This window comes from Saccharothrix sp. DSM 118769 (assembly GCF_052936295.1).
In genome coordinates, this window is sequence record NZ_CP193627.1 from 9,120,958 (window position 1) to 9,135,574 (window position 14,617).

Sequence of the window (14,617 nt, forward strand, 5' to 3'; positions counted from 1 at the left end):
GCCAACGCTTCAACGACCCCCTGTCACTCGTCCCGGGGACCGGTCGCGCCACGCCGTCGAAACGGGGGGGAAGCGGACGTGCGGAACGCTCGACTTCCGGCGTCATGCTCCAGTTCACCCGTTCGCCACCACCGTCGACAACGGTGGGCGCATGACCACCGTTACCCGGCGTTCCCTGCTCATCGGCGGTGCGGCCCTGGCGGTCGCGGGAGCCACCGCGGGCGCGGGCTACCCGAAGCTCGACGACCCCTTCACGCTCGGCGTCGCCTCGGGCGACCCGAGCCCCGACGGCGTGGTGCTGTGGACGCGCCTCGCCCCGCGCCCCCTGGCCGAGGACGGCCTCGGCGGGATGCCGGACCGGGTCGTGCCGGTGCACTGGGAGCTGGCCGAGGACGAGCGGTTCCGGCGCGTGGTGCGCCGCGGCACCGCGGTGGCCCGGCCGGAGTCGGCGCACAGCGTGCACGTCGAGCCGTTCGGCCTGCGGCCCGGCCACGAGTACTTCTACCGCTTCCGCGTCGACGGGCACGTGTCGCCGGTCGGCCGCACCCGCACGACGCCGCAGCCGTGGGTGCTGGGGCAGGACCTGAGCATGGCGTTCGCGTCCTGCGCGCACTACGGGGAGGGCTACTTCACCGCCTACCGGCGGATGGCCGAGGATCACCCGGACGTGGTGCTGCACCTGGGCGACTACCAGTACGAGTACGCGGCGAAGGCGACCGACGTGCGCACCGTGCTCGGCCCGGAGACGCGCACGCTCGCCGACTACCGGCTGCGGCACGCCCAGTACAAGACCGACGCCGACCTCCAGCTCGCGCACTCGGTCGCGCCCTGGGTCGTCGTGTGGGACGACCACGAGGTCGAGAACAACTGGGCCGACGAGGTGCCCGAGCAGCCCGACCCGTCGTTCGCGGCCCGCCGCGAGGCCGCGTTCAGGGCCTACTACGAGAACATGCCGCTGCGCCGGGGCGCCCGTCCGAACGGGATCGACATGGAGCTCCACCGGCGCGTCGGGTGGGGCGGCCTGGTGAACTTCCACGTGCTCGACACCCGGCAGTACCGCGACGACCAGGCGTGCGGCGACGGCTGGAAGACGTGCGCGGACGCGGGCGCGCCGACCAGGACCATCACCGGCGTCGAGCAGGAGCGCTGGCTGCTCGACGGGTTCCGCCGGTCGCGGGCGCGCTGGGACGTCCTCGCCCAGCAGGTGTTCTTCGCCGAGCGCGACCGGAAGGACGGCCCGGAGAAGGAGGTGTCCATGGACTCCTGGGACGGCTACCTGGCCTCGCGCGACCGGATCACCCGCGGCTGGGTGGACGCGAAGGTGCGCAACGCCGTCGTGCTGACCGGTGACGTGCACGCGCACTACGCGGCCGACGTGAAGCTGGACTGGAACGACCCGGCGGGGTCGCGGACCGTCGGCACCGAGCTGGTCACCACGTCGGTGACCAGCGGCGGCGACGGCAACGACACCGTGGACGAGGTGCAGCTGCGGCTCAACCCGCACATCAAGCTGCACAGCAGGCGGCGCGGGTACGTGCGGACGAAGTTCACCGCGCGGGAGCTGCGGGCCGACTTCCGCACGCTGCCGTCCGTGCGCACGCCCGGGGCGGAGGCCACCACGCTCAGGTCGTTCGTCGTGGAGGACCGCAACCCCGGCCTGAACGCCGTCTGACCGACCCCGGCTAGACCTTCCCCCTGATCACGTCGACCAGGGCGGTCCAGTTGTCCCGACCCCGACCGGCCGCGACGGCGCGGTCGTAGAGCGACTGGACCGCCCCGGGCAGCGCGGTGTCGAGGCCGGCGGCCTCGGCGGCACCGGTGACGTGCGCGGCCGTGGCGCCCATCATCAGGACGTTCGCCAGGTCGCCGGGGTGCTCGCCCGAGTCGACGTTGCGCGCCGTCTCGTCCAGGTAGGTCCCGAGCGAGCCGACGAGGTCCCGCAGGTAGGGCGTGAACCGCTCGGCGGCGACGCCCGCCGTGCCGACGAGCGCCAAGCCGTGCAGGACGCCCGCCAGCGCGGTCAGGAAGACGTCGAGCTGCGCCTGGTAGAACAGCTGGGCGAGGCCGTGGTCGTCGCCGACGTGGTCCGGCCTGCCGATCACCGACAGCACGTCGGCGTACCGGTCGAACACCCCGCGCGGGCCGCTGTAGAACGCGTACGCGCCGTCCTCGCCGATCAGCGGCGGGGGCACCATCACGCCGCCGACCAGCAGTTCGGCCCCCCGCCGGGCGAGGTCCGCGGCGGCACCGAGGGTCTTGCCCGGCGTGTCGGAGCTGAGGTTGACGACGACCCGGCCCGCGAGGTCCGCCCCGTCGAGGACGGCGTGCGCGGCGTCGTAGTCGGTGAGGCTGAGCAGGACGAGCCGGTTCGCGGCCACGGCGTCGGCGGCCGTGGCGGCACGGGTGGCGCCCGCGGCGACCAGGTCGTCGGCGCGGCCCGGGGTGCGGTTCCACAGGGTGATCGGGTGGCCGTGCGCCAGGAACTTCGCGGCCATGGCCTGTCCCATGGGGCCGAGGCCGATGAGGGTCAACGGGGTCTTGTCGGTCATGCGGCCACGGTGCCGGGGGCCGCGCACGGAACGCCGACGGTCCGCTGGGGGTCGCCGGATACGGTCGTCCCGTGAGGTTCGGGGTGTTGGGGCCGCTCGCGGTGTGGGCGGCGGGCGGCGAGCCGGTGCGGGTGCCCGAGGCGAAGGTGCGGCTGCTGCTGGCGGACCTGCTCGTGCACGAGGGGCGGCCGGTGTCGGCGGACCGGCTGGCGTTCGACCTGTGGGGCGACGAGCCGCCCGGGAACCCGGTGAACACGCTCCAGACCAAGGTGTCCCAGCTGCGCCGCGCGCTGGGGGCGGCCGAGCCGGGCGCGCGGTCGCTGGTGCGGCACGGGCCGGCGGGCTACGCGCTGGCGGTCGGACCGGGCGGGCTGGACCTGCTCGCGTTCCGGGAGCTGGTGGCGGCGGGGAGGCCCGGGGAGGCGCTGGCGCTGTGGCGCGGCGCGCCGCTGGCCGAGTTCGACCTGTTCGGCGCGGTGACCGCGCGGTGGGAGGAGGAGCGGCTGGCGGCGGTGGAGGCGGTGGCCGAGGCCGGCGGGGCCGACCCGCTCGACCTGGCCGCCGAGGTGGCCCGGCACCCGCTGCGGGAGCGGCTGCGGGGTCTGCACATGCGCGCGCTGTACCGGGCGGGGCGGCAGGTGGAGGCGTTGGCGGCCTACGCCGAGCTGCGCGCCCTGCTGGCCGAGGAGCAGGGCCTGGAGCCGGGACCGGAGCTGACCGCCCTGCACCGCGCGATCCTCACCCACGACCCGGCCCTCACCCGCGATTCGGCCCTCACCCGCGACCCGGCACCCACCGGTCCCGCTCACGTGCGCGGCCCGGCACCCGCCCTCGGCCACCTCCCGGGCGCACGGCCCGCCGTCCCGGCTCCGGCTGCGGACCCGCCGGCGACCGCCGGCTCGGCGACCGTTGGCCCGGCGACCGTTGGCCCGGGAACGTCGCGGTCCACCCTGCCCCTCCCCCTCACCGGGCTGGTCGGCCGGGCCGGGGCGCTCGCCGAGCTCCCCGCGCTGCTCGGGCGCTCGCGGCTGGTGACGCTCACCGGACCGGGTGGCGTGGGCAAGACCAGCCTCGCCGTCGAGGTCGCCCGGCGGGTCGTGGACGACGGGGTGTGGGCCGACAGGGTGTGGCTGGTCGAACTGGCCGGGGTCGCGCGCGACGACCTGGTGACGGCGGCCGTGGCGGAGGTGCTCGGGGTGCGCGAGGACGGCGGTCCTCCCGGCGGCGACCTCGTGGACCGGGTCGTGGCGGCCTTGCGCGGGCGTGAGGCGCTGGTCGTGCTGGACAACTGCGAGCGCCTGGTGGAACCGGTGGCGGCACTGGTGTCGCGGCTGCTGCGGTCGGTCCCCGGGCTGCGGGTGCTCACCACGAGCCAGGAGCCGTTGGCGCTGGCGGCCGAGGTGGTGTGGCAGGTGCCGCCGCTCGACTTGGCCGACTCGGTGGAGCTGTTCGCCGCACGGGCCGCCGCGTCGGCTCCGGGGTTCGCCCTGACGCCCGCGAACCGGCCGGTCGTCGAGGAGGTCTGCCGCCGGCTCGACGGGTTGCCGCTGGCGGTGGAGCTGGCGGCGACGCGCGTGCGCGGCCTCGGCGTGGACGCGCTGCTCGACCGGTTGGCCGACCGGTTCCGGCTGCTGGCCGGCGGGCACCGGGACGCGCCCGCCCGGCAGCGCACGCTGCGCGCCATGATCGACTGGAGCTGGGACCTGCTCGACGAGCGCGAGCGGGCCGTGCTGCGCCGGTTGTCGGTGCACGTCGACGGCTGCTCGCTCGACGCGGCCGAGTTCGTGTGCGCGGGCGGCGCGGTGGCCGCCGAGGACGTGCTCGACCTGCTCACCGGCCTGGTCAACCGGTCGCTGGTGGTGGCGCCCGAGCAGGGCGGCGAGCCGCGGTTCCGGCTGCTGGAGTCCGTCGCCGACTACGGCCGCGAGCGGTTGCGCGAGGCGGGCGAGGCGGAGGGGGTGGCGCGGCGGCACGCCGGGTTCCACCTGGCCCTCGCCGAGCGCGCCGACCCGCTGCTGCGCACCCGCGACCAGGTGGGGTGGCTGCGGCGGCTGGACGCGGACGCGGCGAACCTGCGGGCCGCGCACGACGCCCTCGACCCCGCCGGCGCGGCCCGGATGACCCGGGCCCTCACCTGGTACTGGTTCCTGCGCGGCCGGCTGCGCGCGGCGCTGGACCGGATGACGTCGGACGACCCGGTGACCGCCGTGTGGCGGACCGCGTTCGAGCTGCTCGCGGGCGGGGCGGCGGACCCGGCGGTGGCGGACCTCCCGGCGGCGGTCGAGGACCCGGCGGAACGGGCGCGGGCGCGGTGGTTCCTCGGGTACGTGCTGTCCACGGTCGGCGACCCGCGCCGCGGCGAGGAGCTGAACGCGACGGCGCTGGCGGAGTTCGAGGAGCTGGGCGACGGGTGGGGTGTCGCGGTGGCGCTCAGCGAACGGGTCGGGCACGCGCTGGCGCACGGCCGGGTCGACGAGGCGCGGGAGGCGGCGGAGCGGAGCGCGCGGGCGCTGGCCGCGTCGGGCGAGCGGTGGGGGCAGTTGAAGGCGTCGTTCGCGCTGGGCGTGCTGGCCCAGCTGACCGGGGACTACGAGCGGGCCGCCGCCGTGCACCGGGAGGGGTTGCGGGTGGCCGAGGAGCTGCGGTCCTGGCCCGAGGTGTCGTACAAGCTGTCGTGGCTGGGGCGGGTGGCGCTGCTGGTCGGCGACCTGGCCGGGGCGCGGGAGCTGCACGGGCGCGCCCGGCGTGCGGCGGTGGAGCACGGGTTCGTGCCGGGTGAGGTGTTCGCGGTGACGGGGCTGGCGCTGGGCGCCCGCCGCGAGGGGCGGTTGGACGAGGCCGAGGAGCACCTGCGGTGGCTGCTGGCCCGCTACCGGAGGGCCGGGTTCGAGGCGGCGTCCGCGCTGGTGCTCGCCGAACTGGGGTTCGTGGCCGAGGCGCGGGGCGACGCGGTGGCGGCGCGGGGGTTCCAGGAGCGGGGGCTGGCCCTGGCGAGGGCGCACGGCGACCCGCGAGCGGTGGCGCTCGGGCTGGAGGGCCTGGCGGGCGCGCTGGTCCTGGCCGGGGACGCCGCCGGGGCCGCCCGGCTGCTGGGCGCGGCGGCGGCGACCCGCGACTCGGTCGGCGTCCCGCTGCCGGTGGGCGAGCGCTTCGACGTGGACCGGATCGCCGCCACCGCCCGCACCGCCCTGGGCGAACCCGACTACCGGGCAGCCTTCGACGCCGGGACCACCATGGACATCACCGACAACCTCGTTGGATCGTAGGATTGTTCAACAATCCTACGATCCAACGAGCCACCTGATCCGGATGGCAGTCACCGGCAGGCCGGGGATGGCGGTCACCGGCAGGCCGGGGATGGCGGACGGCGTCATCGGGGATGGCTCGACACCCGCCGCGACCAGGTGCGCGCCTGAGGCGGCGATCTCCGTCGGCGTCCTGCCGCCGATGGGGCAGGCGCTTCGACGGACGAGGACCTGGGCGCGGCGGCGGTGACCCGCGACTCGGTCGGCGTCCTGCTGTCGATGGGCGAGCGCTTCGACGTGGACCGGATCGCCACTGCCGCCCGCACCGCCCTGGGCGAACCTGACTACCGGGCGGCCTTTGACGCCGTGGCTGCTGCGGGCATGACTGGCGGGTTTGTTGGATCGCAGGATTGTTGAACAATCCTGCGATCCAACGACTTACTTGATCTGGATGGTGCTCACCGGCAGGCCGGGGGTGGTGGACAGGGTCATCGGGGACGGCTCGGCGCCCGCCGCGACCAGGTGCGCGCCCAGGGCGGCGATCATCGCGCCGTTGTCGGTGCACAGGCGGGGGCTGGGCACGCGCAGCTCGATGCCCGCCGCGGCGCAGCGCTCCGCCGCCAGACCGGAGAGGCGCGAGTTGGCCGCCACCCCGCCGGAGATCACCAGGGTGTCCACGCCCAGGTCCTTGCACGCCCGGATCGCCTTGGCCGTCAGCACGTCCGCCACGGCCTCCTGGAACGACGCCGCCACGTCGGCCAGCGGGATCTCCTCGCCGGCCCTCTCCTGCTTCTCCACCCACCGCGCCACCGAGGTCTTCAACCCCGAGAACGAGAAGTCGTACTTCGAGTCGCGCGGCCCGGTCAGCCCGCGCGGGAACGCGATGGCGCACCCGTCGCCCTGCTTGGCGAGCCGGTCGATGGGCGGGCCGCCCGGGTAGGGCAGGTCCAGCAGCCGGGCCACCTTGTCGTACGCCTCGCCCGCCGCGTCGTCGACGGTGGACCCGATCTCGGTGATCCGCTCCGCCAGCCCCTCCACCAGCAGCAGCTGCGAGTGGCCGCCGGACACCAGCAGCGCCAGGCAGCGCTTCGGCAGCGGCCCGTGCTGGAGGGTGTCCGCGGCGACGTGCCCGGCCAGGTGGTTCACCCCGAACAAGGGCTTGCCAAGCGCCGCCGCGTAAGCCTTGGCCGCCGACACGCCGACCAGCAGCGCGCCCGCCAGGCCCGGCCCGGCGGTGACCGCGATCGAGTGCACGTCGCGCAGCTCGACCCCGGCCTTCTCCACCGCCCGGCGCATGGTCGGGACCATCGCCTCCAGGTGCGCCCGGGACGCGACCTCGGGCACGACGCCGCCGAAGCGGGCGTGCTCCTCGACGCTGGAGGCGACCTCGTCGGCGAGCAGTTCCACCGCCCCGTCCGGGCCGAGCCGGACGATGCCGACGCCGGTCTCGTCGCACGAGCTCTCGATACCGAGGATGAGCCGGTCAGTCACGGTTCGCGGGCCTTCCCATCGTGTACGCGTCGGCGCCCGACGGCTGGTAGTAGCGGCGGCGCAGGCCGAGGTGCTCGAACCCGTGCGCCAGGTACAGGGTGATCGCGGGCACGTTGTCGGTCCGCACCTCCAGGAACACCGGCAGGCCCGCCTCGTCGGCCTTGGCCAGCAGGGTGCGCAGCAGCGCCTTGCCGACGCCGCCGCCCTGGTGGTCTCGGACCACGGCGATGGTGTGCACGCTGCTCTCGAAGTCGGTCAGGGCCAGGCCCGCGTACCCGATCAGCTCGCCGCCGAGGTACGCGCCGACGTAGTGGTTGCCGTGGTCCAGCTCGCTGCGGAACGCCTGCTCGCTCCACGGGTCGTCGCCGGGGAACAGGTCCTGTTCGATCTCCGCGCACCGCGCCGCGTCCTCGTGCCGCAGCGGGGCGATGGTGAGGGTGCGGGCCTTCACGCGCGGGTCACCCGCTTGCGGCCGACCGGTTCCACGGCGTCGGGCCGCCGCAGGTAGAGCGGGGTGAGGGCGGCCGGTCGGGCGCCGGCCAGCAGTTCGTCGGCCGCGGCGGCCACCAGGGACACCGGCGACGGGTGGCGCACCCCCACGACGGGCAGGCCCAGCACGTCGGCGTAGATCTCGGCGCCCTCGCCCGCGGCGGACGCCACGGCGGGCAGCTTCGCCACCAGGTCCGCGGGCCGGTCCACGTGCGGGCCGTCGGTGCGCCGCCCGGCCGCGTCGTAGGCCGCCCAGTAGACCTCCTTGCGGCGGGCGTCGGTGGCCACGAGCAGCGGCTTGCCGGTCGCCGCGTCGAGCGCGATGGCGTCGGGCGTGGGCACCGGGTAGACGGGCCGGTTGAGCGCCTGCCCGAGCGCGGCGGCGGTGACCAGGCCGACGCGCAGCCCGGTGAACGGCCCGGGGCCCGACCCGCACACGACGGCGTCGAGGTCGGCCAGGGTGCGCCCGGCCTCCGCCAGCGCCTCCTGGAGGTGCGGGGTGAGCAGCTCGCCGTGCGCCTTCGCGTTGACCGTCACCCGCTCGGCGAGCAGTCGCGGGGGCGAGTCGGGGGTCAGTTCCACGACACCGGCCGTCACGGCGGGGGTCGCGGTGTCCAAGGCGAGCACCAGCACAACGGACAAGGATAGAGGTGACCACCGCCACCCAGAACCCGGCGACCCGGTGGGCCGCTCACACTGGACTTGACGTGGACGTCAAGTCGGAGGATCGACACCGTGCGCATCGGAGAACTGGCGCGGCGGGGCGGGACGACCACCCGTGCGCTGCGCTACTACGAGTCCCTCGGCCTGCTGCCGGACCGGCGCGGGGCGAACGGGCAGCGGGAGTACCGCGAGGACGACCTGCGGCTGGTCGCCGAGATCCGGTCGCTGACCGGCATCGGGTTCGCCCTGGAGGACACCCGCCCGTTCGTCCAGTGCCTGCGCGACGGGCACGCCAGCGGTGACGCCTGCCCGGCGTCGGTCGCGGTGTACCGGCGCAAGCTCGCCGAGCTGGACGAGTGCATCGCGCGGCTGAACGAGGCCCGCGACCGGGTGCGCGCGCAACTGGACGACGCCGAGCAGAGGAGCAGACCGTGCGCACGCTGACCGAACTGACCGACGACACCTTCGCCGAGGCGGTGTCCACCGGGACCGTGCTGGTGGAGTTCCGGGCCGACTGGTGCCCGCCGTGCCGGATGCTCGAACCGGTGCTCGCCGAGATCGACGCCGAGCGCGACGACCTGACCGTGGTGAAGCTCGACACGGACCGGAACCCGCGCACGGCGCGCGACCAGCGGATCATGTCCGCGCCCACGCTCCAGCTCTACAAGGACGGCGAACTGGTGGCCCAGGCCGTCGGCGCACGGCCGAAGATCCACCTGATGGCGTGGCTCGAACCACACTTGTGATGCGCAGGGCGGTTCGGCCGGTCACTGTGGGTGGATGCTGCTGCCCGCGTTGGTCACGCCGTCGACGAAGACCGCCCTGCGCTTCCCCGACCGGGAGCTGACCTACGAGCAGGTGGCCGACGAGGCGCGCCGGGTCGCGTCCGGCCTGGCGGGGCTGCGGCGGGTCGCCGTGTGGGCCCGGAACACGCCGGAGACGTGCGTGACCGTCGTCGGCGCGCTGCTGGCGGGCGTGCCCGTGGTGCCGCTGAACCCGAAGATCGGCGAGCGGGAGCTGGCGCACGTCCTCGCCGACAGCGCGCCCGACCTGGTCGTGGACGACGAGCTGCCGTCCGGGCCGGCGCGCGACCTGCCCGAGCCGGACGCCGAGGCGCCCGCGCTGATCGTCTACACCAGCGGCACGACGGGCCCGCCCAAGGGCGTGGTGCTGCCGCGCCGGGCGCTGGCCACCAACCTCGACGCGCTGGCGGCGGCCTGGCGGTGGACCGCCGACGACGTCGTGGTGCACGGCCTGCCGCTGTTCCACGTGCACGGCCTGGGCGTCGGCGTGCTGGGGCCGCTGCGGCGCGGCGGCACCCTGCACCACCTGGGGTCGTTCAGCGTCGCGGCGGCGGCCGACGCGCTGGCGTCCGGCGGCACGATGATGTTCGGCGTCCCGACGATGTACCACCGGGTCGCGAACGAACCGGCGCACGCGGCGGCGTTCGCGGGGGCCCGGCTGCTGGTGTCCGGTTCGGCCGCGCTGCCCGCGACCGTGCACGAGCGCATCGAGCGGCTGACCGGGCAGCGCGTCGTCGAGCGGTACGGCATGACCGAGACGCTGATGAACACCAGCGTCCGCGCGGACGGCGACCGGCGGCCCGGCACGGTCGGCCTGCCGCTGGACGGCGTCGAGGTGCGGGTCGTGGGCGACGAGCCGGGCGAGGTCGAGGTGCGCGGCCCGAACCTGTTCCTGGAGTACCTGAACCGGCCCGACGCGACCGCCGAGGCGTTCCGCGACGGCTGGTTCCGCACCGGCGACCTGGCCGTGGTCGAGCCGGACGGGTACCTCCGGATCGTGGGCCGCCGCGCCACCGACCTGATCAAGAGCGGCGGCTACAAGATCGGCGCGGGCGAGATCGAGAACGCGCTGCTGGAGCACCCCGCCGTGGCCGAGGTCGCGGTGACCGGCGAACCCGACGAGGACCTGGGCGAACGGGTCGTGGCCTGGGTCGTGGCCCGCGGCGGCGCGCCCGCGCCGGAGGAGCTGGCCGACCACGTGGCGCGGCTGCTGTCGCCGCACAAGCGCCCGCGCGTCGTGCGGTACGTGGACGCGTTGCCGCGCAACGACATGGGCAAGGTGCTGAAGCGGGAGCTGCGGTGACCCCGGCCGATCCCCTCGGGTGGCCGGGCTACCGGGAGCAGCTGGCGCGGGCCCGGGCGCGCACGGGCGGGACCGAGTCGGTGTCGTGGCGGCGGGCCCGGCGGGCGGTGGAGGTCGTGTTCGACTTCCGGTTCCTCGGCGGCTCGGTCGGCGCGGCCACCGGCGACGTGGTCGAGGAGGCGTTCGCGCAGGCGCGGGCCGCGCGCCTGCCGGTGGTGTCGCGGATCGCCACCGGCGGCAGCCGGGTGCAGGAGGGGATGCTGTCGCTGCGGCAGCTCCAGCGGGTGGCGCGGCTGTGCGCGCGGCACCGGGAGGCCGGCCTGCCGCACGTGTCGGTGCTCGGCGACCCGACGACCGGCGGCCTGTGGGCGTCGCTCGGCGCGGGCGCGGACTACGTGATCGCGGTGGCGGGCGCGCAGGTCGGGTTCGCGGGCAGCAGGGTGCGCCCGGCCGACGACCTCGACGACCCCGCCTACACCGCCGAGGGCCAGTTCGCGGCGGGCGCGGTCGACGTCGTGGCGGAGCCGGGGGACGTGGACGTGCTGGTCGGCGCGGTCCTCGAACTGCTGACCCGCGGTGACGCCGTCCCGGCCGAGGTGCCCCGCGCCCTGGGCGCCGAGGACCTGCCCGCCGACGGGTGGGGCGCGGTGCTGCGGGCGCGCGACCCGGGGCGTCCCCGCGCGGCGCGGTACCTGGACGACCACTTCGACCTCCGGTTGCCGGTCAGCGGTGACCGGGCCGGCGGCGTGGACCCCGGGATGCTGTGCGGCATCGGCCTGCGCGGCGACCGGCCCGTCGCGTTCGCCGCGCAGACCGGCACGGCCACCACGCCCGCCGGGTTCCGCACCGCGGCCCGGCTGATCCGGTTGGCCGAGCGGTTCGCGCTGCCCGTGCTGACGCTGGTCGACACGCCGGGCGCGGCCAACGACGCGGCGGCCGAGCGCGCGGGCGTCGGCCCGGCCATCGCCGGGCTGTTCGCCGCCGTCGCCGGGAGCCGGGTGCCCGTCACGACCCTGGTGATCGGCGAGGGCGGCTCCGGCGGAGCGCTCGCGCTGGCCTCGCCCGAGCACACCTGGATCACGCCCGACGCCTACTTCTCGGTGATCGCGCCGGAACTGGCGGCGCACATCCTCAAGCGCGGCGACGTGCCCGCGCTCGCCGACGACCTGCGGCTGCGGCCGCAGGACCTGGTCGAGCTGGGCGTGGTGCGCGGGATCGCGTCACACGGGTAGCCCGCGGGTCACGGGCAGCCCGCGGGTCGCACCGGCGGTTCGCGGGTCACACCGGCAGTTCGCGGTCGGCCCACGCGCCGTGCGGGCTCAGGTGCGCCACCCGCACGTCGTCGTCGCGGCGCTCCAGGGTGATCAGCAGGTGGTCCTCGCTGAGGCGCTCGGCCACGCCCTCGCCCCACTCGACGGCGACCACGGCGTCCACCAGGTCGGTGTCGAGGTCGAGGTCGTCCAGCTCGTCGAGGTGCCCGCCGAGCCGGTAGGCGTCGACGTGCACCAGCGCCACGCCCCGGCCGCCCGGCGCGGGGTCGTGCACCCGGGCGATGACGAACGTCGGCGAGCTGACCCGCCCGGTCACGCCCAGGCCGGCGGCCAGGCCGCGCACCAGCGCCGTCTTGCCCGCGCCCAGCGGGCCGGACAGCAGCACGAGGTCGCCGCCCCGCACCAGCCCGCCCAACCTGCGCCCCAGGTCCTCGGTGTCCGCCACCTCGGGGAGCGTCACGCTCACGCCCGTCGCCACCACTGCCGTCCGCCCTCCACCCGTCCGGCGGCACTGCGCCGGACCAACCCGACCAGGTGCCCGGTGACCAGGTCCGCCTGCTCCAGCATGAGCATGTGGCCCGCGCCGGGCACGCGGACCAGCTCACCGTGCGGCATCTCCTCGGCCATCCGCTCGGCGTGCGAGAACGGCGTCAGCTTGTCCGCGTCGCCGCTGATCACCAGCACCTCGCAGTGCCGCAGACCGGCCAGCGCCTTGTAGCGGTTGTGCGTGCCGAGGGTGTCCAGGAACTCGGTGAGCGACTGGACCGTGACACCGTTGATCATCTTGCCCATCAGGTCCACCAGCGACGGGCTGACGTGCCGGTCGCCGAACGCCAACGCGCGGATGCCGCTCCAGGTGAGCGTCGACGCACGCCGCCGCACCCACTCGACCAGGCCCGGCTGGAGGCCGGCGAGGCGGCCGACGCCCATCGTCACCGGGTTGTGCCGGGACAGCACGGACTTGGGCAGCCCCGCGCCGCCGACCGCGCCCGCCGCCGTGCCGACGAGGGCGACGCCGAGCACCCGTTCGGCGAACAGCTCGGGCCGGTGCTCGGCCAGCGCCATGATCGTCATGCCGCCCATCGAGTGGCCGACGAGCACCAGCGGGCCGTCCGGGGCCATCGTGCGGATGACCGCGTCCAGGTCCTGGGCGAGCTGGTCGATCGTGCTGGCTTCGGCCGCGGAGCGGCCCGAGCGGCCGTGGCTGCGCTGGTCGTAGAGGACCTGCCGGACCCGCGGGTCGGTGAGCTTCGCCAGGTCGCGGCGCTGGAAGTGCCAGCAGCGGCGGTCCAGCGCGAAGCCGTGCACGAGGACGACCACCAGGTCCGCCGGGCCGCCGTCCACCGGGTCGACCTCCTCGACCGACAGCGGCACGCCGTCGTCGGCGGCCACAGTGGACTCGCGGTTCGGGGTGAGGCCGCCCAGCGGTTCGTCGGCGTGCGGGTCGTCGGCCTTGCGGTCGTCGGAGACCTTCTTCTGGTTCGCGGCCACGCCGACCGCCACGCCGGTCGCGGCGGCCCCGAGGATGCCGCCCGCCCAGCCGACGGCCTTCCACAGGGAGTTCACCGGTACACCCTGGTCACGCGGGGGCGGTACATGCCGGTGACGATCTCGTAGTCGATGGTGCCGGTGGTGTCGGCCCACTCGCGGGCCGTGGGCTCGCCGCGCCCGCCGGTGCCGAACAGCACGACCTCGGCGCCCTCGGCGGGCCGGTCGTCGCCGCAGTCGACCACGACCTGGTCCATGCAGACCCGGCCGACGACCGGTCGCCGCCTGCCGTCCAGCCACACGTGCATCCGGTTGGACAGGGCGCGCGGCACGCCGTCGGCGTACCCGACGGGAACCAGGGCCAGCGTGGTGTCGGTCTTCGCGGTCCAGGTCAGGCCGTAGGAGACGGACTCGCCGGCCGCGATGCGCTTGGTGAGGGCGACGGACGAGCGGAACGTCATCACCGGGCGCAGGTCGAGGGGGGTGGGCACCGGGTTGAGGCCGTAGACCGCGATGCCCGGCCGGACGAGGTCGAGGTGCAGGTCCGGGCGGGTGATGAGGGCGGCCGAGTTGGCCAGGTGGCGCAGCGGGTCCAGGCCGGCGGCGCGCGCCTCGCCCCAGGCGGCGGCGAAGCGCTCCGCCTGCATGTCGGTGGCCGGGTGGCCCACCTCGTCGGCGGCGGCCAGGTGCGACCAGACGGCGTGGACTTGCACGTTCGGGGTCCTGGCGGCCTTCTCGACCAGCTCGGGCCAGTCGGCGGGGGGACAGCCGCCGCGCGACAGGCCGGTGTCGACCTTGAGGTGGACGCGGGCGGGCCGGCCGACCCGGCTCGCCGCCGCCGCGATGTCGTCGAGCTGGCGGGTGGACGACGCCGACAGGTCGACGCCCTGCTCGACGCCGGGCGCGTAGTCCGTGCCGGGCGGGTCGAGCCAGGCGAGGACCGGCGCGGTGACGCCGTGTGCGCGCAGCCGCAGCGCCTCGTCCAGGGAGCACGACCCGAGCCAGGTGGCGCCGGCCTCCAGCGCGGCCCTGGCCACCTCCACCGCACCGTGGCCGTACCCGTCCGCCTTGACGACGGCCATGGTCTCGGCGCCCGGCGCGAGCGCGTCCAGGGTGGCGACGTTGTGCCGGAGGTTGTCGAGGTCGATCACGACCTCAGCGCGAGGAGCAGCCATAACACCGCTCATGGTGACACAGCCCGCCCACCGCCCCCGCGAGAGTCCAACGCTCAGGTCCCGAGAGTCCAACGCCCGGGTCCGGTGAGTTCTTCGTCCAGGTCCGGGGTGCCGGTCCCGAACGCAGAACTCAGGGGTCC

At 75.6% G+C, this 14,617-nt stretch carries 14 protein-coding genes; 7 read left to right on the plus strand and 7 right to left on the minus strand.

What is annotated here, in order from left to right; genetic code table 11:
* Positions 1-151: 151 nt before the first annotated feature.
* Positions 152-1,672: an alkaline phosphatase D family protein gene (locus ACRAKJ_RS38910; RefSeq protein WP_438922327.1), complete on the plus strand. Its 1,521-nt coding sequence runs from the start codon at positions 152-154 to the stop codon at positions 1,670-1,672.
* 10 nt (positions 1,673-1,682) lie between these two features.
* Here ACRAKJ_RS38910 and ACRAKJ_RS38915 read toward each other — a convergent pair whose 3' ends face one another.
* Positions 1,683-2,549, minus strand: a complete 867-nt coding sequence (locus ACRAKJ_RS38915) for an imine reductase family protein (protein ID WP_438922326.1) — start codon at positions 2,547-2,549, stop codon at positions 1,683-1,685.
* Between the two features lie 71 nt (positions 2,550-2,620).
* Between ACRAKJ_RS38915 and ACRAKJ_RS38920 the strand changes: the two genes are divergently transcribed.
* Positions 2,621-5,815 (plus strand): BTAD domain-containing putative transcriptional regulator, encoded by a 3,195-nt coding sequence (locus ACRAKJ_RS38920; protein ID WP_438922325.1) that lies wholly within the window; start codon positions 2,621-2,623, stop codon positions 5,813-5,815.
* A gap of 225 nt (positions 5,816-6,040) precedes the next feature.
* Positions 6,041-6,211 (plus strand): hypothetical protein, encoded by a 171-nt coding sequence (locus ACRAKJ_RS38925; RefSeq protein ID WP_438922324.1) that lies wholly within the window; start codon positions 6,041-6,043, stop codon positions 6,209-6,211.
* A 21-nt stretch (positions 6,212-6,232) separates the two neighbouring features.
* Here ACRAKJ_RS38925 and tsaD read toward each other — a convergent pair whose 3' ends face one another.
* From tsaD to tsaB, 3 genes are read right to left on the minus strand one after another with little or no spacing between them, the layout of a single operon-like run.
* Complete coding sequence (gene tsaD / locus ACRAKJ_RS38930; RefSeq protein ID WP_438922323.1) at positions 6,233-7,285, minus strand: tRNA (adenosine(37)-N6)-threonylcarbamoyltransferase complex transferase subunit TsaD; 1,053 nt, start codon at positions 7,283-7,285, stop codon at positions 6,233-6,235.
* On the minus strand, positions 7,278-7,736 hold the full coding sequence (gene rimI / locus ACRAKJ_RS38935; protein ID WP_438922322.1) for a ribosomal protein S18-alanine N-acetyltransferase: 459 nt from the start codon (positions 7,734-7,736) through the stop codon (positions 7,278-7,280). Before rimI ends, tsaD begins: the two co-directional genes overlap by 8 nt.
* Positions 7,733-8,407: a tRNA (adenosine(37)-N6)-threonylcarbamoyltransferase complex dimerization subunit type 1 TsaB gene (gene tsaB, locus ACRAKJ_RS38940; protein ID WP_438922360.1), complete on the minus strand. Its 675-nt coding sequence runs from the start codon at positions 8,405-8,407 to the stop codon at positions 7,733-7,735. Before tsaB ends, rimI begins: the two co-directional genes overlap by 4 nt.
* A gap of 102 nt (positions 8,408-8,509) precedes the next feature.
* Here tsaB and ACRAKJ_RS38945 point away from each other — a divergent pair, with 102 nt between their 5' ends.
* Genes ACRAKJ_RS38945 through ACRAKJ_RS38960 form a run of 4 tightly spaced genes read left to right on the plus strand, consistent with a single transcriptional unit; the run spans position 8,510 to position 11,775 of the window.
* On the plus strand, positions 8,510-8,881 hold the full coding sequence (locus tag ACRAKJ_RS38945; protein ID WP_438922321.1) for a MerR family transcriptional regulator: 372 nt from the start codon (positions 8,510-8,512) through the stop codon (positions 8,879-8,881).
* Complete coding sequence (locus ACRAKJ_RS38950; protein ID WP_438922320.1) at positions 8,869-9,183, plus strand: thioredoxin domain-containing protein; 315 nt, start codon at positions 8,869-8,871, stop codon at positions 9,181-9,183. The genes ACRAKJ_RS38945 and ACRAKJ_RS38950 overlap by 13 nt, the downstream gene beginning before the upstream one ends.
* A 34-nt stretch (positions 9,184-9,217) precedes the next feature.
* On the plus strand, positions 9,218-10,543 hold the full coding sequence (locus ACRAKJ_RS38955; RefSeq protein ID WP_438922319.1) for an acyl-CoA synthetase: 1,326 nt from the start codon (positions 9,218-9,220) through the stop codon (positions 10,541-10,543).
* Complete coding sequence (locus tag ACRAKJ_RS38960) at positions 10,540-11,775, plus strand: carboxyl transferase domain-containing protein (RefSeq protein WP_438922318.1); 1,236 nt, start codon at positions 10,540-10,542, stop codon at positions 11,773-11,775. The genes ACRAKJ_RS38955 and ACRAKJ_RS38960 overlap by 4 nt, the downstream gene beginning before the upstream one ends.
* Positions 11,776-11,821: 46 nt before the next feature.
* Here ACRAKJ_RS38960 and tsaE read toward each other — a convergent pair whose 3' ends face one another.
* The 3 genes from tsaE to alr are packed head-to-tail and all read right to left on the minus strand — an operon-like array spanning position 11,822 to position 14,477.
* Positions 11,822-12,280: a tRNA (adenosine(37)-N6)-threonylcarbamoyltransferase complex ATPase subunit type 1 TsaE gene (gene tsaE / locus ACRAKJ_RS38965; RefSeq protein WP_438922317.1), complete on the minus strand. Its 459-nt coding sequence runs from the start codon at positions 12,278-12,280 to the stop codon at positions 11,822-11,824.
* Positions 12,277-13,380, minus strand: coding sequence for an alpha/beta fold hydrolase (locus ACRAKJ_RS38970; RefSeq protein ID WP_438922316.1), 1,104 nt, complete (start codon positions 13,378-13,380; stop codon positions 12,277-12,279). Before ACRAKJ_RS38970 ends, tsaE begins: the two co-directional genes overlap by 4 nt.
* Positions 13,377-14,477: an alanine racemase gene (alr, locus tag ACRAKJ_RS38975; RefSeq protein ID WP_447008825.1), complete on the minus strand. Its 1,101-nt coding sequence runs from the start codon at positions 14,475-14,477 to the stop codon at positions 13,377-13,379. Before alr ends, ACRAKJ_RS38970 begins: the two co-directional genes overlap by 4 nt.
* Between the last annotated feature and the right edge of the window lie 140 nt (positions 14,478-14,617).

Bases quoted from the DNA above. Each gene is read 5' to 3' on its own strand.
- ACRAKJ_RS38910 (WP_438922327.1), top strand. From the start codon at position 152: ATGACCACCGTTACCCGGCGTTCCCTGCTCATCGGCGGTGCGGCCCTG.
- ACRAKJ_RS38915 (WP_438922326.1), bottom strand. From the start codon at position 2,549: ATGACCGACAAGACCCCGTTGACCCTCATCGGCCTCGGCCCCATGGGA.
- ACRAKJ_RS38955 (WP_438922319.1), top strand. From the start codon at position 9,218: ATGCTGCTGCCCGCGTTGGTCACGCCGTCGACGAAGACCGCCCTGCGC.
- alr (WP_447008825.1), bottom strand. From the start codon at position 14,477: ATGGCTGCTCCTCGCGCTGAGGTCGTGATCGACCTCGACAACCTCCGG.